We start from the raw sequence: 26,728 nt of genomic DNA, 5'->3' as shown, positions 1-26,728 counted from the left end.
TCTGAAAGTAAACCGAAATGAAAGCATCCGATACCAAGGCCACGCTGTCGTTCAGCAACGGCGGCGACAGCGTCGATCTGCCGATCTACAAGGGCACCGTGGGCCCTGACGTGATCGACATCCGCAAGCTGTATGCGCAGACGGGCATGTTCACGTACGACCCGGGCTTCATGTCAACGGCGGCTTGCCAATCGGCCATCACGTACATCGACGGCGACAAGGGCGAACTGCTGTACCGCGGCTACCCCATCGAGCAGCTCGCGACCAACTGCGACTTCCTCGAGACCTGCCACCTGCTGCTGTACGGCGAGCTGCCGGACGCCGCCAAGAAGGCCAATTTCACCAAGGTCGTGACCAATCACACGATGGTGAACGAGCAGATGCAGTTCTTCCTGCGCGGCTTCCGCCGCGATGCGCACCCGATGGCCATCATGACCGGCCTCGTGGGTGCGCTGTCGGCCTTCTATCACGACAGCACGGACATCAACAATCCCGAGCACCGCGAGATCGCCGCGATCCGCCTGATCGCGAAGATGCCCACGCTCGTGGCCATGGCCTACAAGTACACCGTCGGCCAGCCCTACATGTACCCGAAGAACGACCTGAGCTATGCGGGCAACTTCCTGCACATGATGTTCGCCACGCCGTGCGAGGAGTACAAGGTGAACCCGGTGCTCGAGCGTGCGCTCGACCGCATCTTCATCCTGCACGCAGACCACGAGCAGAACGCCTCGACTTCGACCGTGCGCCTGTGCGGCTCGTCGGGTACCAACCCCTTCGCGGCCATCGCAGCCGGCGTGGCCTGCCTCTGGGGCCCGGCCCACGGCGGCGCCAACGAAGCGGCGCTCAACATGCTCTATGACATCCAGAAGGAAGGTGGCGTGGAGAAGATCGGCGAGTTCATCAAGAAGGTCAAGGACAAGAACTCGAACGTCAAGCTGATGGGCTTCGGCCACCGCGTGTACAAGAACTACGACCCGCGCGCCAAGCTGATGCAGGAAACCTGCAACGAAGTGCTGACCGAACTCGGCCTGGAGCAGGACCCGCTGTTCAAGCTGGCCAAGGAACTCGAGAAGATCGCACTGGAAGACGAGTACTTCGTGTCGCGCAAGCTCTACCCGAACGTCGACTTCTACTCGGGCATCGTGCAGCGCGCCATCGGCATCCCGGTGCCGCTGTTCACCGCGATCTTCGCACTGGCCCGCACGGTCGGCTGGATCGCCCAGCTGAACGAAATGATCGGCGACCCCGAGTACAAGATCGGCCGCCCGCGCCAGCTGTTCGAAGGCTCGCCCAAGCGCGACGTGCAGCCCATCGGCAAGCGCTGATCGCGCTGCCCGCGCTCAATACGGAAAGCTGCCCTCGGGCAGCTTTTTTGCGTCTTGGCTGACATGCGACGCTCGGGAATCGGCGATAGCCTGCAACGCACCTAGTCGAAGGAGTTTCATCATGAAGTCTCTCGTCGCATTGTTCGCGGTCGCATTTACTCTTGCCGTGCCACTGTCGGGTTGCAACACCTGGAGAGGAGCCGGCCAGGACGTCCAGAAGGCAGGGGAAAAGATGGAGGATTCGGCCAAGAAGCGTCAGTGACGCCCCCTTCGCTCATCGCGCGACGACAGCAATGCCATCGCGCATGGCGATGACCAAGACCTGAAAACAAGGGGAAAATACGGGCTTCCATCTCCATATGAGATGCCAAGACCCGTATGACCTCTTCCGAACGCAACTTCGCCCGGCGCATCGACCTTACGTCGCTGCAGCTGTTCGTGGCCGTTTGCGAACTGGGCAGCATCGGGCGCGCGGCGGAACGCGAATTCATTGCCGCTTCGGCCATCAGCAAGCGGCTTTCGGACCTGGAAGCCACCCTGGGCACCACCCTGCTCTACCGCCACGCGCGCGGCGTGGATCTTTCCCCCGCGGGCGAGAGCCTGCTGCACCATGCGCGCTCGGTGCTCTACAGCCTCGAGAAAATGCAGGGCGAACTCAGCGAATACGCCGAGGGCGTGCGCGGCCATGTCCGGGTGCACGCCAACATCTCGGCCATCGTGCAGTTCCTGCCCGAGGATCTCGGCGCCTTCACGCGCGAGCACGACGCGATCAAGATCGACCTCGAAGAGCATCTGAGCAACGAAGTGGTGCGCGCGATCCAGGAAGGCGCCGCCGACCTCGGCATTTGCCACATTCCCGACGGCACCAACGAGTTGCAGACACTTCCCTATCGCCACGACCGGCTCGTGCTGATCGTGCCGGCCGGGCACCCGCTGGCCACGCAGGAGCCGATCGATTTCTCCGCCTCGCTGGACTTCGACCATGTCGGCCTGCACACCAACAGTTCGATCTACGTGGCCATGCACCAGGCCGCGCTGGAGGCGGGTCGCAGCGTCAAGCTGCGCATCCACGTGACCGGGCTCGACGCCATGTGCCGCATGATCGACAACGGGCTGGGCATCGGCGTGATGCCGCAGCGCGCATTCGAGCTGCTGCAGGCAGGCATCGGCAGCCGCCTGCGCAGCGTGGCGCTGAACGACGCCTGGTCCAGGCGCGAGATCCGACTGGTGGCACGCGACTTCTCCACCTTGCCGGTGGCCGCGCGCACATTGGTCAACCATCTGCGCACGTCGGCGGCCGCCGCCGATGCCGCCGAGCCTCTCGCCGCATAGAACACAAGACAATTCACCTCCCCACGAAAGACAGAAGAGACCGACATGGCACGCACGCTCTACGACAAGATCTGGGACGAACACGTCGTCCATACCGAGGAAGACGGCACCGCGATCCTCTACATCGACCGCCACCTGGTGCACGAAGTGACCAGCCCGCAGGCCTTCGAAGGCCTGCGCGAGGCCGGCCGCAAGCTGTGGCGCATCAGCTCGGTCGTGGCCACGGCCGACCACAACACGCCGACCACCGGCTGGGAGCGCGGCTACGAAGGCATTGCCGACCCGACCAGCAAGGAACAGGTCACCACGCTCGACCACAACATCGCCGAGTTCGGCGCGGCGGCGTTCTTCCCGTTCCTGAGCAAGCGTCAGGGCATCGTGCACGTGATCGGCCCTGAATCGGGCGCGACGCTGCCGGGCATGACGGTGGTGTGCGGTGACTCGCACACCTCTACGCACGGCGCGTTCGGCGCGCTGGCGCACGGCATCGGCACCAGCGAGGTCGAGCACGTCATGGCCACGCAGACGCTGCTGGGCAAGAAGGCAAAGAACATGCTCGTGAAGGTCGAGGGCAAGCTGCCTTTGGGCTGCACGGCCAAGGACATCGTGCTGGCCATCATCGGCAAGATCGGCACGGCCGGCGGCACGGGCTACACCATCGAATTCGCGGGCTCGGCCATTCGTGACCTGAGCATGGAGGGCCGCATGACGGTCTGCAACATGGCCATCGAGGCCGGCGCGCGCGCCGGGCTGGTGGCGGTCGACGAGAAGACCATCGCCTACGTGAAGGGCCGTCCGCTCGCGCCCACCGGTGTTGAATGGGACCAGGCCGTGGCCTACTGGCGCACGCTGCAGTCCGACCCGGGAGCGAAGTTCGATGCCGTGGTCGAACTCGACGCCACGCAGATCCAGCCCCAGGTGACCTGGGGCACCTCGCCCGAGATGGTGGTCGACATCAACGGCCGTGTGCCCGATCCCGACAAGGAAAAAGACGCCAGCAAGCGCAGCGCCATCGAGCGCGCACTCGTCTACATGGGGCTGGAGCCGAACAAGGCGATGAACGACATCTTCATCGACAAGGTGTTCATCGGCTCTTGCACCAACAGCCGCATCGAGGACATGCGCGAAGCCGCTGCCGTGGTGAAGAAGCTGGGCCAGAAGGTCGCCAAGAACGTGAAGCTCGCGCTGGTCGTGCCCGGCTCGGGCGTGGTGAAGGAACAAGCCGAGCGCGAAGGCCTCGACCTGATCTTCAAGGCGGCGGGCTTCGAATGGCGCGAGCCCGGCTGCTCCATGTGCCTGGCAATGAACGCCGACCGCCTGGAACCCGGTGAGCGCTGCGCATCCACCAGCAACCGCAACTTCGAAGGCCGCCAGGGCGCCGGTGGCCGCACCCACCTTGTGAGCCCGGCCATGGCCGCCGCCGCCGCGGTGCACGGCCACTTCGTCGACGTCCGTACGTTCGCCTGAACCCAGAGAGATTCACATGCAGAAATTCACCGTGCACAAGGGCCTCGTAGCCCCGATGGACCGCGAGAACGTCGACACCGACGCGATCATTCCGAAGCAGTTCCTCAAGTCGATCAAGAAGACCGGCTTCGGCGTGAACCTGTTCGACGAATGGCGCTACCTGGACGCTGGCTTTCCGGGCCAGGACCCGGCCAGTCGCAAGCCGAACCCCGACTTCGTGCTGAACCAGCCGCGCTACGCCGGCGCCTCGGTGCTGCTGACGCGCAAGAACTTCGGCTGCGGCTCGTCGCGCGAACATGCGCCGTGGGCGCTCGACCAGTTCGGCTTTCGCGCGATCATCGCGCCGAGCTACGCCGACATCTTCTTCAACAACAGCTTCAAGAACGGCCTGCTGCCGATCGTGCTGCCCGAAGCGCAGGTGGCCCAGCTGTTCGACGAGACCTTTGCCTTTCCGGGCTACACGCTGACCATCGACCTGGAGCGCCAGGTGGTCGTGAAGCCCGACGGCCAGGAGTTTGCGTTCGACGTGCAGGCCTTCCGCAAGTACTGCCTGATCAACGGGCTGGACGACATCGGCCTGACGCTGCGCCACAAGGACAAGATCAAGGCCTTCGAGGCCGAGCGCCTGGCATCGAAGCCTTGGCTGGCGCACACGATGATCTCGTGATCGACCGCATTTCCGTTTCCAAGAAAAAACCTCGGACCAACTTATGAAAATCGCAGTTCTCCCCGGTGACGGCATCGGCACCGAAATCGTGGCGGAAGCCGTCAGGGTGCTCGAAGTCCTCGACCTGAAGTTCGAGATGGAGTCGGCGCTGGTCGGCGGTGCCGCCTACGAGGCCCACGGCCATCCCCTGCCCGAATCGACGCTCAAGCTGGCAAAGGAATCCGACGCGGTGCTGTTCGGCGCGGTCGGCGACTGGAAGTACGACAAGCTCGACCGCCCGCTGCGCCCCGAGCAGGCCATCCTGGGCCTGCGCAAGAACCTGGGGCTGTTCGCCAACTTCCGCCCGGCCATCTGCTACGAGCAGCTGGTGGGCGCCTCGAGCCTGAAGCCCGAGCTGATCGCGGGCCTGGACATCCTGATCATTCGCGAACTGACCGGCGACATCTACTTCGGCCAGCCGCGCGGCCGCCGCACCGCGGTCGACGGCCACTTCCCGGGCGCCGAGGAAGCCTTCGACACGATGCGCTACTCGCGCCCCGAGATCGAGCGCATCGCCCGCGTGGCCTTCGAGGCCGCTCGCAAACGCAGCAAGCGCGTGACCAGCGTGGACAAGGCCAATGTGCTCGAGACCTTCCAGTTCTGGAAGGACGTCGTCACGGAGGTGCACAAGGACTATCCGGACGTCGAGCTCGACCATATGTACGTCGACAACGCGGCCATGCAGCTCGTGAAGGCGCCCAAGAAATTCGACGTGGTCGTCACCGGCAACATGTTCGGCGACATCCTCTCGGACGAGGCCGCGATGCTGACCGGCTCGATCGGCATGCTGCCCTCGGCATCGCTCAATTCGAGCAACCAGGGCCTGTACGAGCCCAGCCACGGCAGCGCGCCGGACATTGCCGGCAAAGGGGTTGCCAATCCTTTGGCTACAATCCTGTCTGCTGCCATGATGCTTCGCTTTTCACTCAACCAGCCCGAAGCTGCCGACCGTATCGAGTCGGCAGTCAAGGACGTGCTCGCTTCGGGGCTGCGCACGGGCGACATCTGGTCGGAAGGCACGAAGCAAGTCGGCACCCGCGAGATGGGCGACGCGGTCGTTGCAGCAATCACCAAAAAGACGATTACCGGCTAACCGCAGCCCGCTTCGTCACGCCCCTCCCCGGCTCGACGAGTCGGGGGCAAAAAAGACAACTTTTCTTTTTTCATAAGGGCAAACTGAAATGGCGAACGCATCTCAACCTCTGGTCGGCCTCGTTGGCTGGCGCGGCATGGTCGGCTCGGTCCTGATGGACCGCATGCAGGCCGAAGGCGACTTCGGCCTCATCGAGCCGGTCTTCTTCTCGACCTCCAACGCCGGTGGCAAGGCCCCGGCCATGGCCAAGAACGAAACCGCGCTGAAGGATGCGAACGACATCGAGGCACTGAAGAAGTGCGACATCGTCATCACCTGCCAGGGCGGCGACTACACCAGCGAGGTCTTCCCCAAGCTGCGCGCCGCAGGCTGGGCCGGCCACTGGATCGACGCCGCCTCCACCCTGCGCATGCAGGACGACGCGGTCATCGTGCTGGACCCGGTCAACCTGCCGGTGATCCAGAACGCGCTCGCCAACGGCGGCAAGAACTGGATCGGCGGCAACTGCACCGTGAGCTGCATGCTCATGGGCGTTGGTGCCCTCTACAAGGCCGGCCTGGTCGAGTGGATGACCAGCATGACCTACCAGGCAGCCTCTGGCGGCGGTGCGCAGCACATGCGCGAGTTGCTGACCCAGTTCGGCACCTTGAACGCCGAAGTGCGCGCGCTGCTGGACGACCCGAAGTCGGCCATTCTCGAGATCGACCGCAAGGTGCTGCACAAGCAGCAGAACCTGAGCGCAGCCGAAACGGCCAATTTCGGCGCGCCGCTGGGCGGCTCGCTGATCCCCTGGATCGACAAGGACCTGGGCGACGGCATGTCCAAGGAAGAGTGGAAGGCCGGTGCAGAAACCAACAAGATCCTCGGCCAGGGTGCGGGCTTCGGCACTGCCGCCGTGCCGGTCGATGGCTTCTGCGTGCGCGTCGGCGCGATGCGCTGCCACAGCCAGGCCCTGACCTTCAAGCTCAAGAAGGATGTCCCCCTGGCCGACATCGAAGCGATGATCGCCGCGGACAACCCGTGGGCCAGCGTGGTGCCGAACACGCGCGAAGCCACCGTGAAGGACCTGACGCCGGTGGCCGTGACGGGCACCATGAACATTCCGGTCGGCCGCATCCGCAAGCTGGCGATGGGCCCCGAGTACGTCGGCGCCTTCACCATCGGCGACCAGCTGCTGTGGGGCGCCGCCGAACCCCTGCGCCGCATGCTGCGCATCCTGCTTGAAGCCTGATGCGGGCAGCTCAGGGCCTTTTGAAACACAAACCGTTGCCTTTTGGCAACGGAAGATGTGATCGTAAGTATGCGCGCACTGGGTAGAACACACGCACTGCCTTGTCAGTACCCGGTGATGGTGCTAACGTCCTCTTACAAATTCTGGGCCTGAGCCGCCCCCTATCAGCATGACAAGACATCTGTTGCCTGCGGCCAGCCCATCGGCCGCTCGCCCGCTTCCGCCATCGAATGGCTGGCGGCTTTCCATCCTCGGCGCGGCGGCAGCCGTAGCCCTGGGCATCGCCAGCACCGACGCCAGCGCTTTTGCGCTGGGTCAGCTGAAGGTGCAATCGGCCCTGGGCGAACCGTTGCGCGCCGAGATCGACGTGACCGAAATCGCCGCCAACGAGGCGGACGGTCTGAAGATCAACATCGCCACGGCCGAAGCCTTCAAAAACGCGGGCGTTCCGTACAACTCGGCACTGAGCGACGTCAAGGCGACGCTGCAGCGTCGCGCCGGCGGCCAGTACGTGGTGCGCCTGAGCGGCAACCGCCCGTTGAACGACCCGTTCATCGACCTGCTGCTCGAAGCCAACGGCGCCTCCGGCCGGATCGTGCGCGACTACACCGTGCTGCTCGATCCGCCGGCCATGCGCCAGCCAACGACCAGCGCGCCGGCCACGCCCATCGCACCCCAGATCGCCACGCCGACCGAACGCGCTGCCCCGGCAGCCCGTGCGCGCCGCGAGCGCACCCCTGTGGCGGCGCCATCGGCAACACCCGTGGCGCCTGCGCCGGCGCCGGCCGCCGCAGCGCCCGCGCCGGTCACTGCGGCCGCACCTGCTCGCAGCAATGGCGGCGAACAGGTTACGGTGCAGCGCGGCGACACCGCCAGCAAGATCGCGGCCGCCCACAAGCCTGCCGACGTGTCCCTGGACCAGATGCTGGTGGCGTTGCTGCTCGCCAATCCGGATGCGTTCTCGGGCGGCAACATCAACCGCATGCGCGCCGGTGCCGTGCTCGATCTGCCGAGCGGCGCCGAGGCGGCCGCCATCCTGCCGGACGAAGCACGCCGCACGGTCACGGCACAAAGCCGCGACTTCGGCGCCTATCGCCAGCGGCTGGCCGACAACGCGCCGACCTCGAACGTGGCGGCCGCGAGCCGCAAGGCCTCGGGCAAGCTGCAGGCCAACGTCGAAGACCGCAACGCAGCAGCCAGCACGCCCGACAAGCTCACGATCTCGCAAGGCAGCGCGGCCTCCCGCGCCGCCGACGAGAAGGTCGCCCAGAGCCGCCAGGCGCAGGACAGCAGCAACCGCGTCGCGGAACTGTCGAAGAACATCAGCGAGCTGAACAAGCTCAAGGCCGCAACGGGCACCGGTTCGTCGGCACCTGCTGCCGCCGGTGCGGCTGCACCGGCACCGGCGAAGCCGGGCATCCCGGTTCCGACACCGGCCACCAGCGCGACGGTCGCGCCTCCAGTCGCGGCAAGCCCTGCCCCCGTTGCTGCGCCGGCGCCAGCCCCGACCCCGGCCCCCGCTCCTGTCGTCGCGGCCGCACCTGCCGTTCCTGCAGCAGCCACGGCAGCACCGAGCCCCGCCGCTCCCACGCCCGAAGCAACGCCTGCCGCACCTGCTGCTGCCCCGACGGCAGAGGCCGCCGCTGCCGCACCGGCAGCAGCCGCAACCGATGCAGCCGCTGCTGCTCCCGCAACCCCGGCTGCAAGCGCCGCCGTGGCCGCCACGGCACCCAAGCCGGCCGTGAAGAAGCCGGCACCGCCGCCCCCACCGGAGCCCACCTTCCTCGAAGAGCTGCTGGACAACCCGCTGATGCTGGCCGGCGGAGCGCTGATCGCGCTGCTGATCGGCTTCCTGCTGTACCGCGTGCTGGGCCGCCGGCGCGAGGAAATGAGCGAGAGCGTGTTCCTCGAAAGCCGCATCCCGAAGGACTCGTTCTTCGGCGCCAGCGGCGGCGAATCGGTCGACACCAAGCATCGCGGCGACTCCACCGTTTCGTCGCTGTCGTACTCGCCGAGCCAGCTCGACGCGGGCGACGTCGATCCCGTGGCCGAAGCCGACGTCTACCTGGCCTATGGCCGCGACCTGCAGGCCGAGGAAATCCTGCGCGAAGCGCTGCGCCTGAACCCGGACCGCACCGCCATCCACCTCAAGCTGCTCGAAATCCACGCCAAGCGCCGCGACGTGCGTGCCTACGAAGGCCTCGCCACCGAAGTGCACAAGCTGACGGGTGGCCTCGGCTCCGACTGGAACCGTGTGGTCGACATGGGCAAGGATCTCGATCCGGGCAACCCGCTGTACGAATCGGGCGCTCCCCGCAGCGGCGGCGCCAGCGCGGCCGAGACGGCCGCCTTCGCGGGCGCCCTCGCCGCGGCCGCCAAGCCGGCAGCACCTGCTCCCGTTGCGCCGCCGGTCGCCGTTGCACCGCCCGCCTTCGTGCCCTCGGTGGCACCGCTGGACTTCGACCTCGACCTGACCACACCGCCGGCCCCCGCCCCCGCACCGGCCCAGCAACATGCACCGGTCAGCGCCAGCCTGCCGAAGTCGATCTACGCGTCCGCCCCGACAACCGCGCGCCCCCCAGCCCCCCTGTCGAACGGCCACGCCGCCACGCCTGTCGATCTCGAAAACGATTTCGACACCGCCCCCGGCGCGCTGACGCCCGACACGCTCCCCGGTTCGCTGAGCGATGCAGACAACACCCGCCCCGCCATGCTGCGCAATGCGCTGCCGGCCGACTCGGGCTTCATCGAGTTCGACATGAGCGCGCTGGCAGGCCTGCCGGCCCGCCCTGCCGAAACCGCGAAGCCCGCCGCAGCCGCCACGCACGATGACGATGAAGGCGACGACAGCCCGCACGCCGTCAAGCTGTCGCTGGCTCGCGAACTGCAAGCCATCGGCGACGTCGAAGGCGCTCGTTCGCTGGTCGAGGAAGTCGAAGCCGAAAGCGCCGGCGATCTCAAGTCGCAAGCCCGTCAGCTGCTCGCAGAACTGCGCTGAGCGGTTGTTGTTGTACCGTCCCTGAATTCGTGAGGCTGGCGCTCGGCATCCGGTACAACGGCCAGGCGTACGAGGGCTGGCAAAGCCAGCGCTCGGGCCGCACGGTGCAGGACAAGCTCGAAGCGGCCCTCACGAAGTTCGCCGCACAGCCCTCCGGCAAGATCGGCACGCTGTGCGCCGGCCGCACCGACGCTGGCGTGCACGCGCTGATGCAAGTGGTGCACTTCGACACCGATGTCGAGCGCGAACCCTTCTCCTGGACGCGCGGCACCAACCGCTTCCTGCCCGACGACATCGCGGTGCAGTGGGCGCACCCGGTGCCCGACGAATTCCACTGCCGCGCCAGCGCGCTGGCACGCCGCTACCTCTACGTGCTCTCGCAGTCGCCGGTGCGGCCCAGCCTGGATTCGGGCCGGGTCGGCTGGTCGATGCATGCGCTCGACGGCGATGCAATGCGCAAAGCCGCCGCCGTGCTCATCGGCACGCACGACTTCAGTTCGTTCCGCGCCTCGGCCTGCCAGGCCAAGTCGCCCGTGAAGAACCTGCGCCGCATCCAAGTCACGCGGATTGGCGAAGGCGAACGCTGCCGCTGGCATTTCGAGTTCGAGGCCGATGCGTTCCTGCACCACATGATCCGCAACCTGATGGGATGCCTCGTGCGCATCGGCCGCGGCGACGAGCGGCCCGAATGGATCGCCGAGGTGCTCGAGGCGCGCAGCCGCAAGGCGGCGGCGCCGACCTTCTCTGCCGACGGCCTGTACTTCCTGGGCCCGTTGTACGATGCCAAGTGGGGTCTGCCGGCCGAAGCGACGCTTCAGGCTGGTGGCGCTCCTTATGATGGACCTCCATGACGTCTCCCCGCACCCGCATCAAGATCTGCGGCCTCACACGTGAGGCCGATGTGGATGCCGCGGTCGAAGCGGGTGCCGATGCCATCGGCTTCGTGCTCTATGCGAAAAGCCCCCGCGCGGTGACGGTCGAACGCGCTGCCGAACTCGCCTCGCGCCTGCCCCCTTTCATCACGCCGGTGCTGCTGTTCGTGAACGAGGATGCTCCTGAAGTCATAGCAGCACTCGCTCACGTGAAGGGCGCCATCGCCCAGTTCCACGGCGAGGAAACGCCCGAACAGTGCGAGGAAGCCACCGGCCCAGGCCGCTTCCGCTACATGCGCGCCGCCCGCATTCCACTGGGGACTGCCGGCGCCGGCTTCGACCTCGTAAAATACGCGTCCGATTACTCCCACGCCCAGGCCATCCTGCTCGACGCCCATGTCGAAGGTTATGGCGGTGGCGGCAAGGCATTCGATTGGTCACTTCTTCCACCCGCCGTCGACGCTCACCTCGTCTTGAGTGGTGGGCTCACACCTGCAAACGTGAGCGATGGCATTCGCATCCTGCGGACGCGCTGCAAGACGCTGTCCGTTGATGTGAGTTCGGGCGTCGAAATCGACGGTCCCGGGAACAAGGGCCTCAAGGACGCCGGAAAGATCCGGCAATTCGTCGCAGCCGTCAAGGCGGCCGACGCGTCCTTCTCCAGTTAGCCGCCGCAGCCGATCGATGTCGGGCTGCGGCCCACCGATCGGAAATCATGCAAAGCAACTACCAGCAACCCGACGCCACCGGCCATTTCGGCAACTACGGCGGCACCTTCGCGAGCGAAACGCTCACCCACGCGATCAACGAACTGCGCGACGCGTACGCCAGGTTCAAGGACGATCCGGCGTTCCTCGCCGAATTCCACTACGAGCTGAAGCACTTCGTCGGCCGTCCCTCGCCGATCTACCACGCGGCGCGCACCAGCCGCGAGATGGGCGGCGCGCAGATCTACCTGAAGCGCGAAGACCTCAACCACACCGGCGCCCACAAGATCAACAACGTGATCGGCCAGGCGATGCTCGCGCGCCGCATGGGCAAGCCCCGCGTGATCGCCGAAACCGGCGCCGGCCAGCACGGCGTGGCCACCGCCACCATCTGCGCGCGCTACGGCCTCGAATGCGTGGTCTACATGGGCAGCCAGGACGTGAAGCGCCAGAGCCCGAACGTCTACCGCATGAACCTGCTCGGCGCGACCGTGGTGCCCGTCGAATCGGGCAGCAAGACGCTGAAGGACGCGCTCAACGAGGCGATGCGCGACTGGGTCACGAACGTCGAAAACACTTTCTACATCATCGGCACCGTGGCCGGTCCGCACCCCTACCCGACCATGGTGCGCGACTTCCAGAGCGTGATCGGCACCGAGTGCATCGAGCAGATGCCCGCCATGCTCGCGGCCGACGGCATCACCGGCGAGGCCGAGGGCAAACAGCCCGATGTGGTGGTCGCCTGCGTGGGCGGCGGCAGCAATGCGATGGGCATCTTCCATCCCTACATTCCGTTCGCGGGCACGCGCCTGATCGGCGTCGAGGCGGCGGGCGAAGGGCTCGACAGCGGCAAGCACTCGGCCTCGATCCTGCGCGGCAGCCCGGGCGTGCTGCACGGCAACCGCACCTACCTGCTGCAGAACGACGACGGCCAGATCACCGAGACCCACAGCATCAGCGCCGGCCTCGACTACCCCGGTGTGGGCCCCGAGCATGCGTACCTGGCCGACATCGGCCGGGCCGAATACGTCGGCATCACCGACACCGAGGCGCTCGAAGCCTTCCATTATTTGTGCCGAACGGAGGGCATCATTCCCGCGCTCGAATCCAGCCATGCCGTGGCCCACGCGATGAAGCTCGCGAAGACCATGCGCCCCGACCAGTCGATCCTGGTGAACCTCTCGGGCCGCGGCGACAAGGACATCGGCACCGTGGCCGACCTGTCGGGCGTCGACTTCTATGACCGCCCCTCGATGCGCGGTCTGAGCGTGAAGGGAGGCAAGTGATGAGCCGCATTGCAACCACCTTCGACGCACTGAAAAAAGACGGCCGCCGCGCGCTCATTCCCTACGTCACCGCCGGCTTCCCGTTCGCCGACATCACACCCGAGCTGATGCACGGCATGGTCGAGGCCGGCGCCGACGTGATCGAGCTGGGCGTGCCCTTCTCCGACCCCATGGCCGACGGCCCCGTGATCCAGAAGGCCGGCGAGGCCGCGCTGGCATTGGGCATCGGCATGAAGCAGGTGCTGGCCATCGTCGCCGCCTTCCGCCAGAAGGACGCGACCACGCCCGTGGTGCTGATGGGCTATGCCAACCCGGTCGAGCGCTACGACCTCGTGCACGGCAAGAAGGCCTTCATCCGCGATGCGGCCGCGGCCGGCGTCGACGGCCTGCTGGTGGTCGACTACCCGCCCGAGGAATGCGAAGCCTTCGCTGCGGACCTGAAGGCGGCCGGCATCGACCTGATCTTCCTGCTGGCGCCAACGAGCACCGACGAGCGCATGGCGCAGGTCGCACGCATCGCCAGCGGCTATGTCTACTACGTGTCGCTCAAGGGCGTGACCGGCGCCGGCCACCTCGACACCGAGGCGGTCGGGCAGATGATTCCGCGCATCCGCCAGCACGTGAGCATTCCGGTCGGCGTGGGTTTCGGCATTCGCGATGCGCGCACCGCGCAGGCGGTCGGCTCGGCCGCCGATGCGGTCGTGATCGGTACGAAGATCATCCAGCTGATCGAAGACCAGCCCCGCGAAAAGGTCGTGCCGGCGGTGCGCGAATTCCTCGCCGGCATTCGCGAGGCGCTCGATGCGCTGCCGGCGGCTATCCCGAAAAATGCGGCTGGCCGATAATCACTGCTGCCCCTCACCCCCAGCCCCTCTTCCGCGTGCGGGAGAGGGGAGCTAATTCGGAGTCCTATGAGCTGGCTTGAAAAACTGCTACCCGCCAAGATCGCACAAACCGACCCATCGGAGCGCCGCCAGGTGCCCGAGGGCCTGTGGATCAAGTGCCCCGCCTGCGAGACCGTTCTCTACAAGACCGACCTTGAGCACAACCAGAACGTCTGCCCCAGCTGCAGCCACCACCACCGCATCGGCGCCCGCGCGCGGCTCGACGCGTTCCTCGACGCCGAGGGCCGCTACGAAGTCGGCCAGGAGGTGCTGCCGGTCGACGCCTTGAAATTCAAGGACAGCCGCAAGTACCCCGAGCGGCTCAAGGAAGCGCTGGAGAACACCGGCGAGACCGACGCGCTGGTCGTCATGGGCGGCTCGGTGCACAGCATCAGCGTGGTCGTGGCCTGCTTCGAGTTCGAGTTCATGGGCGGCTCCATGGGCAGCGTGGTCGGCGAGCGCTTCGTGCGCGGCGTCGAAACCGCCATCGAGCAGAAGGTGCCCTTCATCTGCTTCACCGCCACCGGCGGCGCGCGCATGCAGGAAGGCCTGCTATCGCTGATGCAGATGGCCAAGACCAACGCCGCGCTCACGCGCCTCGCGAAGAAGGGCCTGCCCTACATCAGCGTGCTGACCGACCCCACCATGGGCGGCGTCTCGGCCGGCTTCGCCTTCGTGGGCGACGTGGTCATTGCCGAGCCCAAGGCGCTGATCGGCTTCGCCGGCCCGCGCGTGATCGAGTCGACCGTGCGCGTGACGCTGCCCGAAGGCTTCCAGCGCGCCGAGTTCCTGCAGACCAAGGGCGCCATCGACTTCATCAGCGACCGCCGCGAACTGCGCAAGACCATTGCCAGCTCGCTGGCCATGCTGCTGCGCCAGCCGGCCGACGCGGTCAGCTGATCGAACAACAAGCCGATGCAAAAGAGCCCGGGTGCGATGCACCCGGGCTCTTTTGCTTGTGAGGTTCAGAACGTCAGTTGATAGGCAAACACCAGCAGGTTGCCCAGCACGATCGCGATCACCTGCAGCACCACGATGGCCGCCAGCGGCGAGAGGTCGACGCCGCCGATCAGCGGGATGAAGCGCCTGAAGGGCCGCACCAGCGGCTCGGCCAGCCGGGAGATCAGGTCAAGCAGCATCGGCGACGCGCCCGGAATCCAAGACAGCACCGCATAGACCACCAGCAGTGCGGTCAGGCCTGAGACGGCCAGCTGCATCAGCCCGACCAGCGACACCAGTGGAAGGGTCGCGATCCGTCCCAGGTTGCCGGCAAGCAGCCACAGCAGCAGGAACTTCAGCAACACCAGCAGCCAGGCCGCTATCAGGCTGGCCAGGTCCCAGCGCTTCACCGACGGCACGATGCGCCGCAGCGGCAGCACGATCCAGTCGGTGATGGCGAACACGAAGCGCCCGAGCGGATTGCCGAACGGCACCCGGTGGTACTGCATGTAGAGGCGCAGCAGGCAGGCGCCGCCGAGCAGGCCGACGATCACGTCGAGGAGGAACGAGGGAATCTGATAGAGCATGAGGCGCAGCCGTGAGCGGAATGCGATGATAGCCACGCAAGGCTCTTCGATGACGACACTACCCCTTTTGCATTCACTGCCATTGTTCCCGCTCGGTACGGTCCTGTTTCCTGGCGGCCTTCTTCCATTGCGCATCTTCGAGGTCCGCTATCTCGACATGATCGGCAAATGCCGAAAGGCCGATGCGCCCTTCGGCGTGGTGAGCCTCACCAGCGGCAGCGAAGTGCGCAAGGCCGGTGCCGATGAAGAGAGCTTCGCCGCCATCGGCACGCTGGCGATGATTCGCGAGTTCGAATCGCCGCAAAGCGGGCTGCTGCAGATCGAATGCGTGGGCACGCAACGCTTCCGGGTGCGCGGCACCGAGTTGCAGAAGCACGGTCTGTGGGTCGCCGAAGTGGAGGCCGTGGCCGACGATGTTGCGCTCGAAATTCCCGACGACCTGAAGCACACCGCCACGGCACTGCAACGCCTGATCGACACGCTCGAGGAGCGGCGCCGCGAACAGGGCGAATCGGTACGGTTGCCCATCGGCATGCCCTACCTGCTCGACGATTGCGGCTGGGTGGCGAACCGCTGGTGCGAACTGGTGCCGATGCAGCTCGAACTGAAGCAGCGCCTGATGGAGCTCGACAGCCCGCTGATGCGCCTCGAACTGGTCAGCGATCTGCTCGCACGTACGGGCATTGCTCAATAGATCGCTATATTTTTCGTAGCGCATTACGCAGGATCGGCGGGCATTGCACAGCGGCTTCGCCGGAATTCGATCGGCTAAAATGCCGGGCTCGCGCACGCTCCCGTTGCGCCTCACCCGCTCCCCATGTCCGATCACCTGACCCCTCCCATTCCCACGCCCGCTGCCGCGCCCGCCTCTGCGCCAGCCGTCGACGACAACCAGCTCATCGCCGAACGCCGCGAGAAGCTCAAGCTGCTGCGCACAGCGCAGGCCGAGGGCAAGGGTGTCGCGTTCCCGAACGACTTCAAGCCAGGCCACCGCGCCGCGGCACTCGTCGAGGCACATGGCGCCACCGAGGCCGAGGCCCTCGAAGCGCAAGCCGTTTCCGTGAGCGTGGCCGGCCGCATGATGCTCAAGCGCGTGATGGGCAAGGCCAGCTTCGCAACGCTGCAGGACGCCACGAGCCGCATCCAGCTCTACGTGACGCGCGACGCGGTCGGCGAAGACGTCTACGCCGATTTCAAGCGCTGGGACCTCGGCGACATCGTGGGCGCCGAAGGCACGCTGATGAAGACCAAGACCGGCGAGTTGTCGGTCAAGGTCACGAAGCTGCGCCTGCTTACCAAAAGCCTGCGCCCGCTGCCCGACAAGTTCCACGGCATGGCCGACCAGGAACAGAAGTACCGCCAGCGCTACGTCGACCTGATCACCGACGAAACCGCCCGTGTGCGCTTCACCGCGCGCAGCAAGGCAGTGAGCGCGCTGCGCGAGTTCATGGTGGCCAATGACTTCCTCGAAGTCGAGACGCCCATGCTCCACCCGATTCCGGGCGGCGCGAACGCCAAGCCTTTCAAGACGCACCACAACGCGCTCGACCAGGAAATGTTCCTGCGCATCGCGCCCGAGCTCTACCTCAAGCGCCTGATCGTCGGCGGCTTCGAGCGCGTGTTCGAAATCAACCGGAGCTACCGCAACGAGGGCATCTCGGTGCGGCACAACCCCGAGTTCACGATGATGGAGTTCTACGCGGCCTACTGGAACTACCGCGACCTGATGGACTTCACCGAGACGCTGATCCGCACCATCGCCGACAAGGCCGTGGGCACGCAGCAGCTCACGTACGGCGGCAAGGCCGTCGATCTGACGCAGCCCTTCGAACGCCTGACGATCCACGAAGCGATCCTCAAGCACACCGACGCCGGCGACGGTGTGGACGACAGCGCCTGGCTGATCAATGCATTGCGCAAGATCGGCCTCAGCGAAGAGAAGGACAAGCTCTCGCAGCGCAGCCTCGCCAGCCTGCAGGTGATGTACTTCGAGGAAACCGTCGAAGAGAAGCTCTGGCAGCCGACCTTCATCATGGAGCACCCGACCGAGATCTCGCCGCTGGCGCGCGCCAACGACGAGCGCCCCGAGGTCACCGAGCGCTTCGAGCTCTACATCACGGGCCGCGAATTCGGCAACGGCTTCAGCGAGCTGAACGATGCGGAAGACCAGGCCGCACGTTTCAACGCGCAGGTCGCAGCCAAGGACAGCGGCGACGACGAAGCCATGTACTACGACCACGACTTCGTGCGCGCACTCGAATACGGCATGCCGCCTACCGGCGGCTGCGGCATCGGCATCGACCGGCTGATGATGCTGCTGACGGATTCGCCGAGCATCCGCGATGTGATTCTGTTCCCGGCGCTGCGCAGGGAATCTTGAACGTGCAGTTACCGTCGTCGCTGCCGACGATCGGCATCGACTTCGGCACCTCCAACTCCGCCGTGGCCTGCCGGGTCCACGGCGAGGCCCGCTTGCTGCCCATCGAAGGCGCGGCCACCACCCTACCCACCGCGATCTTCTTCAACGCCGAAGACCGAACCACGCACTTCGGCCGCGACGCCATCGGCCAGTACCTCGCGGGCACCGAAGGCCGGCTGATGCGCTCTCTGAAGAGCCTGCTCGGCAGCGCTCTGATGCAGGAGAAGACCGCCATTTACGACGGCCTCGTGAGCTTCGAGGACATCATTGCGCGCTTCCTGCGCGAGCTGGCCGTGCGCGCCAGCCGTGAACTCGGCCAAGTGCCCGAGCGCGTGGTGATCGGGCGGCCTGTGCACTTCGTGGACGACGATCCGAAGCGCGACGAGCGTGCCGAGGAAAGCCTGCGCCACGCGGCACGCGCAGCGGGGTTCCGCGAGATCGCCTTCCAGCTCGAGCCGATCGCAGCTGCGTTCGACTACGAGCAGCGCATCGCCAAGGAGTCCATCGTGCTCATCGTCGACATCGGCGGCGGCACCTCCGACTTCACCGTGGTGCGCGTCGGACCCGAGCGCGCGACGCGCGAGGACCGCAGCGACGACGTGCTGGCCACCAGCGGCGTGCACATCGGCGGCACCGATTTCGACCAGCGCCTGAACCTGGAGCGCGTGATGCCACAGTTCGGCTTCCGGCACCACGGCCCGCAGGGGCGCGAAGTGCCGAGCAAGGTGTTCTTCGAACTCTCCTCCTGGCACCTGATCAACTGGCTCTATGCCGCCAAGGCCGTGCGCCAGGCGAAAGACCTGCGCACGAGCTACAGCGACACGCGGCTGCACGACCGGCTGATGACCGTGCTCGAAGAACGGCACGGGCATCGCATCGCGAGTGCGGTGGAAGCGGCCAAGATCGATGCGTCGATCACCGACGCCGAAACTGCCATCGACCTCGGTTGTGCCGAGCGCGGGCTGGTGGCCTCGCTCACGCCGGCCGACATGGCTCAACAGTTGGCCGGTTCGCTCGAGAACGTGATCGCCTGCGCGCACGCCTGCGTCAAGCGCGCGGGCCTGCGCAGCGGCGACCTCGACGCGATCTACCTCACCGGCGGCTCTTCCGCACTTCGGCCGTTCCAGCACGCTCTGCGCAGGAGCTTCGCGGGCGTGAATCTGGTCGAGGGCGACCTGTTCGGCGGCGTGGCTACGGGGCTGGCCTGCGCGGCGCGCACTGGGTACCGGGCATGAAATACCTGGCGGGCTATCCGGCGCCCCTGCTGGATCAGGTCCGCCAGCTGATGGCCGAGGACAAGCTGGCCACGATGCTCGTCAAGCGCTATCCCGACGGGATGCACAGCGTGCAGACCGACCGCGCGCTCTACGACTACGTGAGCGACCTCAAGAGCGAATTCATGCGCAAGGCCGAACCGCTGTCGAAGGTCATGTTCGACAACAAGCTGCACGTGATCCGCAACGCGCTCGGGACACACACCACGGTTTCGCGCGTGCAGGGCGGAAAGCTCAAGGCAAAGCGTGAAATCCGGGTGGCGAGCCTGTTCAAGGGCGTGCCGTTGGCTTGGTTGCGGATGATCGTTGTGCACGAACTCGCACATACCAAGGAAAAGAATCACGACAAGGCCTTCTACGCGCTATGCGCGCACATGGAGCCCGACTACCATCAGCTCGAATTTGACCTGCGGCTCTACCTGACCCACCTGGACACCGGCGGCGAACGGCTCTGGTCGACGGCCTCGAAGGCGCCGTGACCGCCCGCCTTTCCCTTTTCCACGGATCGACCGCACTCATGTCCACCCCGCCGACCGAAGCCATCTTCTCGAACATCTTCAACACCAACACGTGGGGTTCGATGGAAAGCGTGTCGGGCGCGGGCTCCGAGCTCAGCAACACCGCGCAGATCATCCGCGAGTTGCCGGCCCTGTTGCGCGAGCTGCGCGTGCAGACCTTCCTCGACATGCCCTGCGGCGATTTCAACTGGATGCAGCATGTCGACCTCGAAGGCATCGACTACCTGGGCGCGGACATCGTCGACGAACTGGTGCAGCGCAACAACGAGCGCTTCGGCCGCAGCGGCCGGCGCTTCGGCAAGCTCGACCTGCTCTCGGGCGACCTGCCCAAGGTCGACCTCGTGTTGTGCCGCGACTGCCTCTTCCACTTCTCGCATGCGGACGTGTTCCGGGCGCTGCACGCGCTGGCCGAAAGCCGCTCGCAGTGGCTGCTGACCACCACCTTCACCTATCGCACGCTGCCGCGCAACGGGGACATCGAAACGGGCGGCTGGACCCCCATCAACCTCGAGATGGCGCCCTATCACCTGCCGCCGCCGCGGCGACTGATCGTCGAAGGCAACGTGACCGAGGCGATCATCTATCCCTCGCTGGAAGGCTCCCCGCGGTTTCCGCAGACCGACCGCAGTCTGGGTTTGTGGCTGCTGGACGATGTGCGCGAGACGCTGGCGCGCATCGGGCGCTGAAGACTTCCCGCGTCTTCCTCAGTCCACCGCGGCCCTGACCTGCTCGACGTCGGCGACGGCCAGCCAGTGGCAGTAGCCGCCCGAGGTGCGCCGGTCGATTTCGTCGAGCGCCATGCCGGCATAGTTGCCAGCGCGGTACTGGTGCTTGGACCAGTACTGGTCGGTGTGCCACGCATGGATGTGCAGCACGTCGCTGCCCAGCGCGCGGCTCGCATAGGGCAGATGGTCAAGCAGCCCCAGCGAACATTGCTGGGGGTAGGTGCGACGCAGGGCCAGTTCGCCCGCGTACATCGTGACGACGTTCTTGCACCAGCCCGGCCATGTACCCTGGAAGTGGCGAAACTCCTCGTCGAGCAGCTTGTTGCAGTAGTCGAGTTGGGACTCCACGAAATTGCAGACGAACTCGGACGGCCCGAGCACCGAAGCGCCGACGTTGTGCAGGCCGGAATGCGGGAAGCCCCAGCGCTGGCTGCACTCGGACAGCTTGCGGCGAACCTCTTCTTCATAGGCGTATGCGCCGAAGCCGAAGCACAGGCCGGTCGGCGTGAAGTTCGTGAGCGCCGGCGTGACGAAGGTATCGCAATCGGTCTTCAGCAGGGTGTCGTACTTCCGGCACTCCTCGATCACGGCCGGCTCGCACAGGTTCGCCACGGAATTGATGTAGCCGTAGCCGTTCCAGTCGGCATTGCGCTGCGCGTAGGGCTCGCTCGGAATCACGACGATCCGCTCGTCTTGAGGCAGTGCGCCGACGGCGTCCGGATGGCAGACGGCGATGATCCTTGCACGCGAGAACAGGTTCGAGAAGATCATGCTTTTGTAGAGCCATGAAAACTCGTCGATGATTTCCCGTTTGTTGTCGATGTAGACCAGCACGCCCATCGTCATGTCGTTTCCTTTCGCCAGCTGCTATCGGATCCGTCGTGAGCGGGCATCCATCGCTGCCATGTACACGGAGCGGTAAGGCTCGCCGAGATTGATGAAATGCACCAGCAGGGTGTCTTCGCTGGCCAGATGCGGCGGCGTGTTGATGCTGAGGTTGTCAAGGATGTTCTGCTCGCCGACAAGGCCCTCTTCCATCAGCACCTCGTTCGTGTAGTACTGGTCGCCCTGGCTGCTGTAGACCGCCGACTTGTCAGCCACGCCGCCGATGCGCTCCCAGATGCGGTCGAGCAGGCGCGCGTTGCCGGGCGTGTTCCGAAAGCCCATGACGCCAGAGTTGAACTGCCAGGCGCCGACGTCCTTGGCGAGCAGCAGCTCGCGCCCTTCGAGCAGTGGCTCGATGCGTTTCGCCTGGTTGTAGAAGACGACATCCGCATCCACCCAGATGACCCACTCATGACGGGCCAGGTGCTGGTTGAGGAGCCAGCTCCGGATCCAGGAGCCGTTGATGTTCGGACCGATGGATGCGGGAATGTCGCGGTACACGTGGTACGCATGGCCATGCCTGTCGCAATAGCGGCGCACGTTGTGCTCGGATACGCGCGCGTAGCTCCGGATATGCGGCGTATAGAGCGTCAGAAAGGCGATGGGCGCCTCCGGGTTGTAGCTGTCCACCGCCGCCGGCGATACCTCCGGGTACGCCGGCTCCTGCAGGACCGGGCGCCCCTGGGTCAGCGCCTCGTTGACCTGCTCTGCCAGCAAGCGCTGCAGGTTCAGATCGTGCAGCATGTCCTCGCGCAGTTCGCCCTCCACCTCCACCGGCAGCGGTCCCAGGTTGACCACGAAGATCGACGCCTGGTACCACTGCGCAATGCGCCAGGACACGTTGACGTAGAGCCCCTGCTCCATGGCATTGCATCCAAGCAGGCCGGCAGGCCGCAGGCGCGCGGCCTCGTCGATGCGTTTCGCCGCCAGCGCGATCACGTGCCCTGAATCGACGATCAACTGGTGCAGCATCGACCGGTTGGCAGCCGTGTTGCGCACGACCATCATGTTGGTCATGGCCAGGCCCGTCTGGCTGCCCACGGGAGGACTCTCGACCGCGAGCAGGTCACGTCCCTGCATCAGGACGTCGATCGCCACGGGGTGGAAGACCACCGAATCGCCATCGATGAAGAGCAGCCAGTCTCCTTCAGTCAGCGTGCGCAGATGGCGCAGGATCTCGCTGTACTTGGCGCTGGTGCGAAGCGCCGGGTGAAGGATGCGGTCGCTCTCGATCCATTTGTGGGGATAGCCATAGAGCCTGCAGTAGTGCGCGTGGTTGCGCAGCACCGCTTCGTCCTGGCGCTGAAGGATACTGAGGCACAAGGGCATGGCTTACTCCGCAAGGCCGGGCTGGGCCAACGCGCGTTTGGCGTCACGGTAGGCCGCGGAAGCCAGCAGTGCGTCCCAGGCAATCAAGGGGCCGCTTGGCAACAGGCCCCTGCGGCGCGCTTCGCTGCGCATGTCGGGCTTCCAGCGCTCAGTGCGCGCCGCGAGAGCAAAGCCGTCGAGCATTTCATCCAGCGGCGCGCCGTCGCCAACGCTCTGGTTGCACAGCATCGCCAGATCGCACCCGGCTTCGAGCGCAGCCAGCGCCGCATCGGCATAGCTGAGCAGCCGGCCGTCGATGTAGCGGCCCGCCTCCATGCTCAGGTCGTCGCTGAACACGGCGCCGTCGAAGGCAAGGCGCTGCCGCAGGATCGCCTTGAGCCATTTCGGCGAGAAGCCCGCCGGCCTTTTGTCGACCTTCGGATAGATCACGTGCGCAGGCATCACCGCGGCGAGCGTGCCCGACAGCCAGTCGTACGGCTTGGCATCGTCGTCCAGGATGGCCTTGAGGCCGCGCTTGTCCACCGGAATCTCGACGTGCGAATCCGCATGCACGAAGCCGTGCCCTGGAAAGTGCTTGCCGCAATTGCGCATGCCCATCTGCAGCATGCCGTGCATCACGCTCTTGGCCAGCAGCGCGACCACGCGCGGGTCGCGATGAAAGCTGCGGTCGCCGATGACGCTGCTGCCACCGTAGTCCAGGTCGAGCACCGGTGCGAAGCTGAAGTCGACGCCGCAGGCGCGCAGCTCGCCCGCCAGCACCTGTCCGGCAGCGGTCGCGGCCTGGGTGGCGCGCATGGCGTCGCGCATCCACAGCTCGCCCAGCGCGCGCATCGACGGCAGGCGCGTGAAGCCGTCGGTGCGAAAGCGCTGCACGCGGCCGCCTTCGTGGTCGACGCAGATCAGCAGGTCGGGGCGGATTGCCTTGATCTCGGCGTTGAGCGCGGTCATCTGGGCGCGATCCCGCCAGTTGCGGGCGAAATGGATCACGCCGCCGACCAGCGGATTGGCGAGGCGCCGGCGGTCGGCGTCGTTGAGTTCGGTGGCCGCCATATCGATGATCAGCGGCGCGTGGGGGCGATCGGCAAGCCCGGCAATCATGTTTTCTCCACCACCACGAAGCTCGCGGCGTATTCGGTTTCGTCGGTCACGGTCACGTGGGCCGTGAGGCCCTGTGCCTCGAACCAGTCCTTCAGATCGCCATGCAGCACGATGACGGGCTTGCCGCTGCGCAGGTTCGCGATTTCGCACAGCCGCCAGCTCATGGGCGAACGCATGCCCAGGCCGATGGCCTTGCTGAAGGCCTCCTTGGCGGAGAAGCGGGTCGCGAGATAGCTCAGGCCGCGCTTGGGCCAGCGAGCGCGACGGGCTTCCCAGACCTTGAATTCGGCATCGCTCAGCACCTTGCGGGCAAAGCGTTCGCCCTGCCGCTCGAAGGTCGCTGCAACGCGACGCAGGTCGCAGATGTCGGTGCCAATGCCGTAGATCATGCGGCGCTGGCGTTCATTGCTGCGCCTCGTCGATGCAACGCAGGTAGTCGCGCGTGGCGGCCGTGTAGCCAAGCTCGAGCGCGTCGGCCACGAAGGCATGGCCGATCGAGACTTCCTGCACGCCGGGCACCGCACGCAGGAAGGCGGTGAGGTTGTCGCGGCTCAGGTCGTGCCCGGCGTTGACGCCCAAGCCCGCGGCCAGCGCCGCGCGCGCCGAATCGGCATAGCGCGCCAGCACGGCCTGCGCGTCGGGCGTGCCGCGTGACGCCGCGTAGCCTTCGGTGTAGAGCTCGACGCGGTCGGCACCCACGGCTTTGACGGCCGCCATCATCTCGGGAATTGGGTCCATGAACAAGCTCACGCGCACGCCCAGCGCCTTGGCTTCGGCGATCAGCGGGCGCAGGCGCTCGGCGTCGTCGGGGAAGGTCCAGCCGTGGTCGCTGGTCGATTGGGTTTCGCTGTCGGGCACGAAGGTGGCCTGGTGCGGCTTCAGCGTGCGCACGAAATCCATCAGGTTCTGGAACGGGTTGCCTTCGATGTTGAACTCGACGGCAGGCCAATCCTTGGCGAGCAGCGCCGACAGGTCACTGACGTCGTGCGCGCGGATGTGGCGGGCATCGGGCCGCGGATGTACCGTGATGCCGTGTGCGCCGGCGGCGAGGCAGGCCTGGGCGGCCTTCACCACGCTCGGAATGCCCAGGTGGCGCGTGTTGCGGACCAGGGCGACCTTGTTGAGGTTGACCGACAGCGAGGTGGCAGTGGCGGTGCCGGCGTGGCCTGAAGTGCTCATAGTGCTTGCAGATCTCTCATCATTTGCCGCGTGCGCAGCGTGGACACGCCGCAATGGTAGTTGAGCAAGGCGCGCAACTGGTTGCGCAGGGCACTGTTGCTACCGGCGTTCATGGTGGCAATTTCACGCAACGTGGCGGTAAATGGAGCCCGGTCGTCGAGAACGGCCTGCAGGGCCTGCCATTCGGCCCCGGTCAGTGCAGCCTCGTCGGTGGCAGCCTGGCGCAATCCGGCTTCGGGCACGAGGCTGTAGCGCTCGCGGGCGGCGAGCGGTTCCAGCGTGAGGGTCTGCGCGTCGAGCGATGGCAGCAGGCCGACCCCGCGCAGCAGCAGCAACTCGAAAGCGCGCAACGCCGCCGCCTGGGTGGCCGCCTGGGCCTCGGCATGGTCGCCCGCCAGCACCTGAACGACCCCGGCGTAGGCGTCGAACAGTGCTTCGTGGGCGTCGTCGCGCGCGAGCAGTCGCAGCAGCAGTTCGTTGACGTAGTAGCCCGAGAGCAGCGCCTCGCCGGTCGGCATCACGTGGCCGCCCATCCACTCGGCGCCCTTGAGCGTGCGGATCTCGGCGTCGCCGCCGTAGTTGAGCTGCAGCGGCTGCAGCGGCAGCAGCACGGGTCGGAAGTTGGAGCTCGGCCGCTTCGCCCCCTTGGCCACGAGCGCGATGCGCCCGTGGTGGCGGGTGAAGACCTCGAGGATCAGGCTCGACTCGCTCCAGTCGTAGCGATGGAGGACGTAAGCCGGTTCATGCGAAACGCGGTGGGTGGCCATGTCAGTGCGCTAGGAAGCATCGAGGCTTGGGGCCGGCAAACGCCGCGGAACCGGCTTTGCCGGGCCGCTGGCGTCGCCCCCTGCAAGGGGGTTGGCGGCTACGCGAAGCGAGCAAGCCTGGGGGTGTGCCTGCTTATTCGTAGCCGAAGGAACGCACGCGGGCTTCGTCGTCGGCCCAGCCCGAGCGCACCTTCACCCACAGTTCGAGGAACACCTTGGCGTCGGCCAGCTTTTCGAGCTCGACGCGTGTTTCCATGCCGATGCGCTTGATGCGCTCGCCCTTGTCGCCGATCACCATCGCCTTGTGGCCATCGCGCTCGACCACGATGGTCGCGGCAATGCGCAGCAGGCGCTTCTGGCCCTTCTTCTGGGGCGGCTCTTCCTCGAACTTGTCGATGATGACGGTCGAGGTGTAGGGCAGCTCGTCGCCGGTGAGGCGGAACAGCTTCTCGCGCACCAGCTCGCCGGCGAGGAATTTCTCGCTGCGGTCGGTCAGCTCGTCCTCGTCGTAGAACCAGGGCTGTTCGGGCAGGTACTTCTCGCAGATGCCGAACAGGCGCTCGACATCCTTGGCGTTCTTCGCCGACATCGGCACGAACTCGGCGAAGCTGTGCTTCTCCTGCATGGTCTTCAGCCAGGGCGCGATGTCGCCGCGGCGGTGCACGTTGTCGAGCTTGTTGGCCAGCAGCACGGTCGGGATGCCCTTGCCGAGCAGCTTGAGCACGCGCTCGTCGGCCGGCGTGAAGCTGCCGGCCTCGACCACGAACAGGATCAGGTCCACGTCGCCGACCGCGCCCTGCACGGTCTTGTTGAGCGACTTGTTCAGCGCGTTGGCGTGCAGGGTCTGGAAACCCGGCGTGTCGACGAACACGAACTGCGTGGCGCCCAGCGTGCGCATGCCGGTGATCCGGTGGCGCGTGGTCTGCGCCTTGCGCGAGGTGATGCTGATCTTCTGGCCGACCAGCGCGTTGAGCAGCGTCGACTTGCCCACATTGGGCTTGCCGACAATGGCGATGAGCCCACAGTGCTGGGGACCGCCGGTACCCGCGCCGCCTTCTGCGTCTTCGGGTCCGGCTACGGGATTGATAGCATCGTTCATAGTGA

At 66.1% G+C, this 26,728-nt stretch carries 26 protein-coding genes; 18 read left to right on the top strand and 8 right to left on the bottom strand.

Translation table 11 applies throughout. The features are described from left to right. Nucleotides 1-17: 17 nt before the first annotated feature. The 13 genes from gltA to accD all read left to right on the top strand — a co-directional run bounded on the left by gltA (nucleotide 18) and on the right by accD (nucleotide 14,804). On the top strand, nucleotides 18-1,328 hold the full coding sequence (gene gltA, locus ASD05_RS01825; RefSeq protein WP_056586793.1) for a citrate synthase: 1,311 nt from the start codon (nucleotides 18-20) through the stop codon (nucleotides 1,326-1,328). A 121-nt stretch (nucleotides 1,329-1,449) separates the two neighbouring features. Then, nucleotides 1,450-1,590: an entericidin A/B family lipoprotein gene (locus ASD05_RS01820; protein WP_056586789.1), complete on the top strand. Its 141-nt coding sequence runs from the start codon at nucleotides 1,450-1,452 to the stop codon at nucleotides 1,588-1,590. A 116-nt stretch (nucleotides 1,591-1,706) separates the two neighbouring features. Next, nucleotides 1,707-2,660, top strand: coding sequence for a LysR substrate-binding domain-containing protein (locus ASD05_RS01815; protein WP_056586785.1), 954 nt, complete (start codon nucleotides 1,707-1,709; stop codon nucleotides 2,658-2,660). Between the two features lie 45 nt (nucleotides 2,661-2,705). Continuing rightward, nucleotides 2,706-4,127: a 3-isopropylmalate dehydratase large subunit gene (leuC, locus tag ASD05_RS01810; protein ID WP_007830503.1), complete on the top strand. Its 1,422-nt coding sequence runs from the start codon at nucleotides 2,706-2,708 to the stop codon at nucleotides 4,125-4,127. 16 nt (nucleotides 4,128-4,143) lie between these two features. Beyond that, on the top strand, nucleotides 4,144-4,794 hold the full coding sequence (gene leuD, locus ASD05_RS01805) for a 3-isopropylmalate dehydratase small subunit (RefSeq protein ID WP_056586781.1): 651 nt from the start codon (nucleotides 4,144-4,146) through the stop codon (nucleotides 4,792-4,794). 43 nt (nucleotides 4,795-4,837) lie between these two features. After that, the gene (leuB, locus tag ASD05_RS01800; protein ID WP_056586778.1) at nucleotides 4,838-5,926 is read left to right on the top strand and encodes a 3-isopropylmalate dehydrogenase; all 1,089 of its coding nucleotides are present in this window, start codon (nucleotides 4,838-4,840) and stop codon (nucleotides 5,924-5,926) included. An 88-nt stretch (nucleotides 5,927-6,014) separates the two neighbouring features. After that, entirely contained in the window at nucleotides 6,015-7,157 is a 1,143-nt protein-coding gene (gene asd, locus ASD05_RS01795) for an aspartate-semialdehyde dehydrogenase (RefSeq protein ID WP_056586775.1), read from the top strand. Nucleotides 7,158-7,326: 169 nt separating this feature from the next. Next, nucleotides 7,327-10,155 carry a FimV/HubP family polar landmark protein gene (locus tag ASD05_RS01790; RefSeq protein ID WP_056586772.1) on the top strand — a complete coding sequence of 943 codons (2,829 nt, stop codon included), beginning with the start codon at nucleotides 7,327-7,329 and terminating at the stop codon, nucleotides 10,153-10,155. Between the two features lie 29 nt (nucleotides 10,156-10,184). Beyond that, nucleotides 10,185-11,006 carry a tRNA pseudouridine(38-40) synthase TruA gene (gene truA / locus ASD05_RS01785; protein ID WP_056586769.1) on the top strand — a complete coding sequence of 274 codons (822 nt, stop codon included), beginning with the start codon at nucleotides 10,185-10,187 and terminating at the stop codon, nucleotides 11,004-11,006. Then, on the top strand, nucleotides 11,003-11,695 hold the full coding sequence (locus tag ASD05_RS01780; RefSeq protein WP_056586766.1) for a phosphoribosylanthranilate isomerase: 693 nt from the start codon (nucleotides 11,003-11,005) through the stop codon (nucleotides 11,693-11,695). Before truA ends, ASD05_RS01780 begins: the two co-directional genes overlap by 4 nt. Before the next feature lie 47 nt (nucleotides 11,696-11,742). After that, a complete protein-coding gene (gene trpB / locus ASD05_RS01775) occupies nucleotides 11,743-13,020 on the top strand; it encodes a tryptophan synthase subunit beta (protein ID WP_056586764.1) in 1,278 nt (425 codons plus the stop codon). Continuing rightward, entirely contained in the window at nucleotides 13,020-13,865 is an 846-nt protein-coding gene (trpA, locus tag ASD05_RS01770; RefSeq protein ID WP_056586761.1) for a tryptophan synthase subunit alpha, read from the top strand. The genes trpB and trpA overlap by 1 nt, the downstream gene beginning before the upstream one ends. A 66-nt stretch (nucleotides 13,866-13,931) precedes the next feature. Further along, on the top strand, nucleotides 13,932-14,804 hold the full coding sequence (gene accD, locus ASD05_RS01765) for an acetyl-CoA carboxylase, carboxyltransferase subunit beta (protein ID WP_007830494.1): 873 nt from the start codon (nucleotides 13,932-13,934) through the stop codon (nucleotides 14,802-14,804). A 65-nt stretch (nucleotides 14,805-14,869) separates the two neighbouring features. Here the strand turns inward: accD and ASD05_RS01760 are convergent, their stop codons facing one another. After that, nucleotides 14,870-15,430, bottom strand: coding sequence for a YggT family protein (locus tag ASD05_RS01760; RefSeq protein WP_007830493.1), 561 nt, complete (start codon nucleotides 15,428-15,430; stop codon nucleotides 14,870-14,872). Nucleotides 15,431-15,479: 49 nt separating this feature from the next. Between ASD05_RS01760 and ASD05_RS01755 the strand changes: the two genes are divergently transcribed. From ASD05_RS01755 to ASD05_RS01735, 5 genes are all read left to right on the top strand, one after another. Continuing rightward, nucleotides 15,480-16,124, top strand: coding sequence for an LON peptidase substrate-binding domain-containing protein (locus tag ASD05_RS01755; protein WP_235507829.1), 645 nt, complete (start codon nucleotides 15,480-15,482; stop codon nucleotides 16,122-16,124). Nucleotides 16,125-16,247: 123 nt separating this feature from the next. Then, complete coding sequence (gene lysS / locus ASD05_RS01750) at nucleotides 16,248-17,810, top strand: lysine--tRNA ligase (protein ID WP_056586755.1); 1,563 nt, start codon at nucleotides 16,248-16,250, stop codon at nucleotides 17,808-17,810. A gap of 2 nt (nucleotides 17,811-17,812) precedes the next feature. Further along, nucleotides 17,813-19,084, top strand: a complete 1,272-nt coding sequence (locus ASD05_RS01745; protein WP_056587782.1) for an Hsp70 family protein — start codon at nucleotides 17,813-17,815, stop codon at nucleotides 19,082-19,084. Further along, complete coding sequence (locus ASD05_RS01740) at nucleotides 19,081-19,602, top strand: M48 family metallopeptidase (RefSeq protein WP_056586752.1); 522 nt, start codon at nucleotides 19,081-19,083, stop codon at nucleotides 19,600-19,602. The genes ASD05_RS01745 and ASD05_RS01740 overlap by 4 nt, the downstream gene beginning before the upstream one ends. 38 nt (nucleotides 19,603-19,640) lie before the next feature. After that, nucleotides 19,641-20,327, top strand: a complete 687-nt coding sequence (locus ASD05_RS01735) for a class I SAM-dependent methyltransferase (RefSeq protein WP_056586748.1) — start codon at nucleotides 19,641-19,643, stop codon at nucleotides 20,325-20,327. Between the two features lie 18 nt (nucleotides 20,328-20,345). Here the strand turns inward: ASD05_RS01735 and ASD05_RS01730 are convergent, their stop codons facing one another. The 7 genes from ASD05_RS01730 to era form a co-directional block, all read right to left on the bottom strand. Continuing rightward, a complete protein-coding gene (locus ASD05_RS01730) occupies nucleotides 20,346-21,212 on the bottom strand; it encodes a hypothetical protein (protein WP_056586746.1) in 867 nt (288 codons plus the stop codon). Nucleotides 21,213-21,233: 21 nt separating this feature from the next. Continuing rightward, the gene (locus ASD05_RS01725; protein ID WP_056586743.1) at nucleotides 21,234-22,580 is read right to left on the bottom strand and encodes a galactosyl transferase GMA12/MNN10 family protein; all 1,347 of its coding nucleotides are present in this window, start codon (nucleotides 22,578-22,580) and stop codon (nucleotides 21,234-21,236) included. Nucleotides 22,581-22,583: 3 nt separating this feature from the next. Beyond that, nucleotides 22,584-23,678, bottom strand: coding sequence for a beta-N-acetylhexosaminidase (nagZ, locus tag ASD05_RS01720; RefSeq protein ID WP_056586741.1), 1,095 nt, complete (start codon nucleotides 23,676-23,678; stop codon nucleotides 22,584-22,586). Beyond that, nucleotides 23,675-24,067 (bottom strand): holo-ACP synthase, encoded by a 393-nt coding sequence (gene acpS, locus ASD05_RS01715; protein ID WP_056586739.1) that lies wholly within the window; start codon nucleotides 24,065-24,067, stop codon nucleotides 23,675-23,677. Before acpS ends, nagZ begins: the two co-directional genes overlap by 4 nt. Before the next feature lie 13 nt (nucleotides 24,068-24,080). Beyond that, complete coding sequence (locus tag ASD05_RS01710) at nucleotides 24,081-24,857, bottom strand: pyridoxine 5'-phosphate synthase (protein WP_056586736.1); 777 nt, start codon at nucleotides 24,855-24,857, stop codon at nucleotides 24,081-24,083. Next, nucleotides 24,854-25,624 carry a DNA repair protein RecO gene (recO, locus tag ASD05_RS01705; protein WP_056586733.1) on the bottom strand — a complete coding sequence of 257 codons (771 nt, stop codon included), beginning with the start codon at nucleotides 25,622-25,624 and terminating at the stop codon, nucleotides 24,854-24,856. The genes ASD05_RS01710 and recO overlap by 4 nt, the downstream gene beginning before the upstream one ends. A gap of 133 nt (nucleotides 25,625-25,757) precedes the next feature. Next, on the bottom strand, nucleotides 25,758-26,723 hold the full coding sequence (era, locus tag ASD05_RS01700) for a GTPase Era (protein ID WP_007830482.1): 966 nt from the start codon (nucleotides 26,721-26,723) through the stop codon (nucleotides 25,758-25,760). Nucleotides 26,724-26,728 lie beyond the last annotated feature (5 nt).

The organism is Variovorax sp. Root434 (assembly GCF_001426595.1).
GTDB lineage: Bacteria > Pseudomonadota > Gammaproteobacteria > Burkholderiales > Burkholderiaceae_C > Variovorax.
This window is presented reverse-complemented; position numbering and strand designations above follow the sequence as displayed.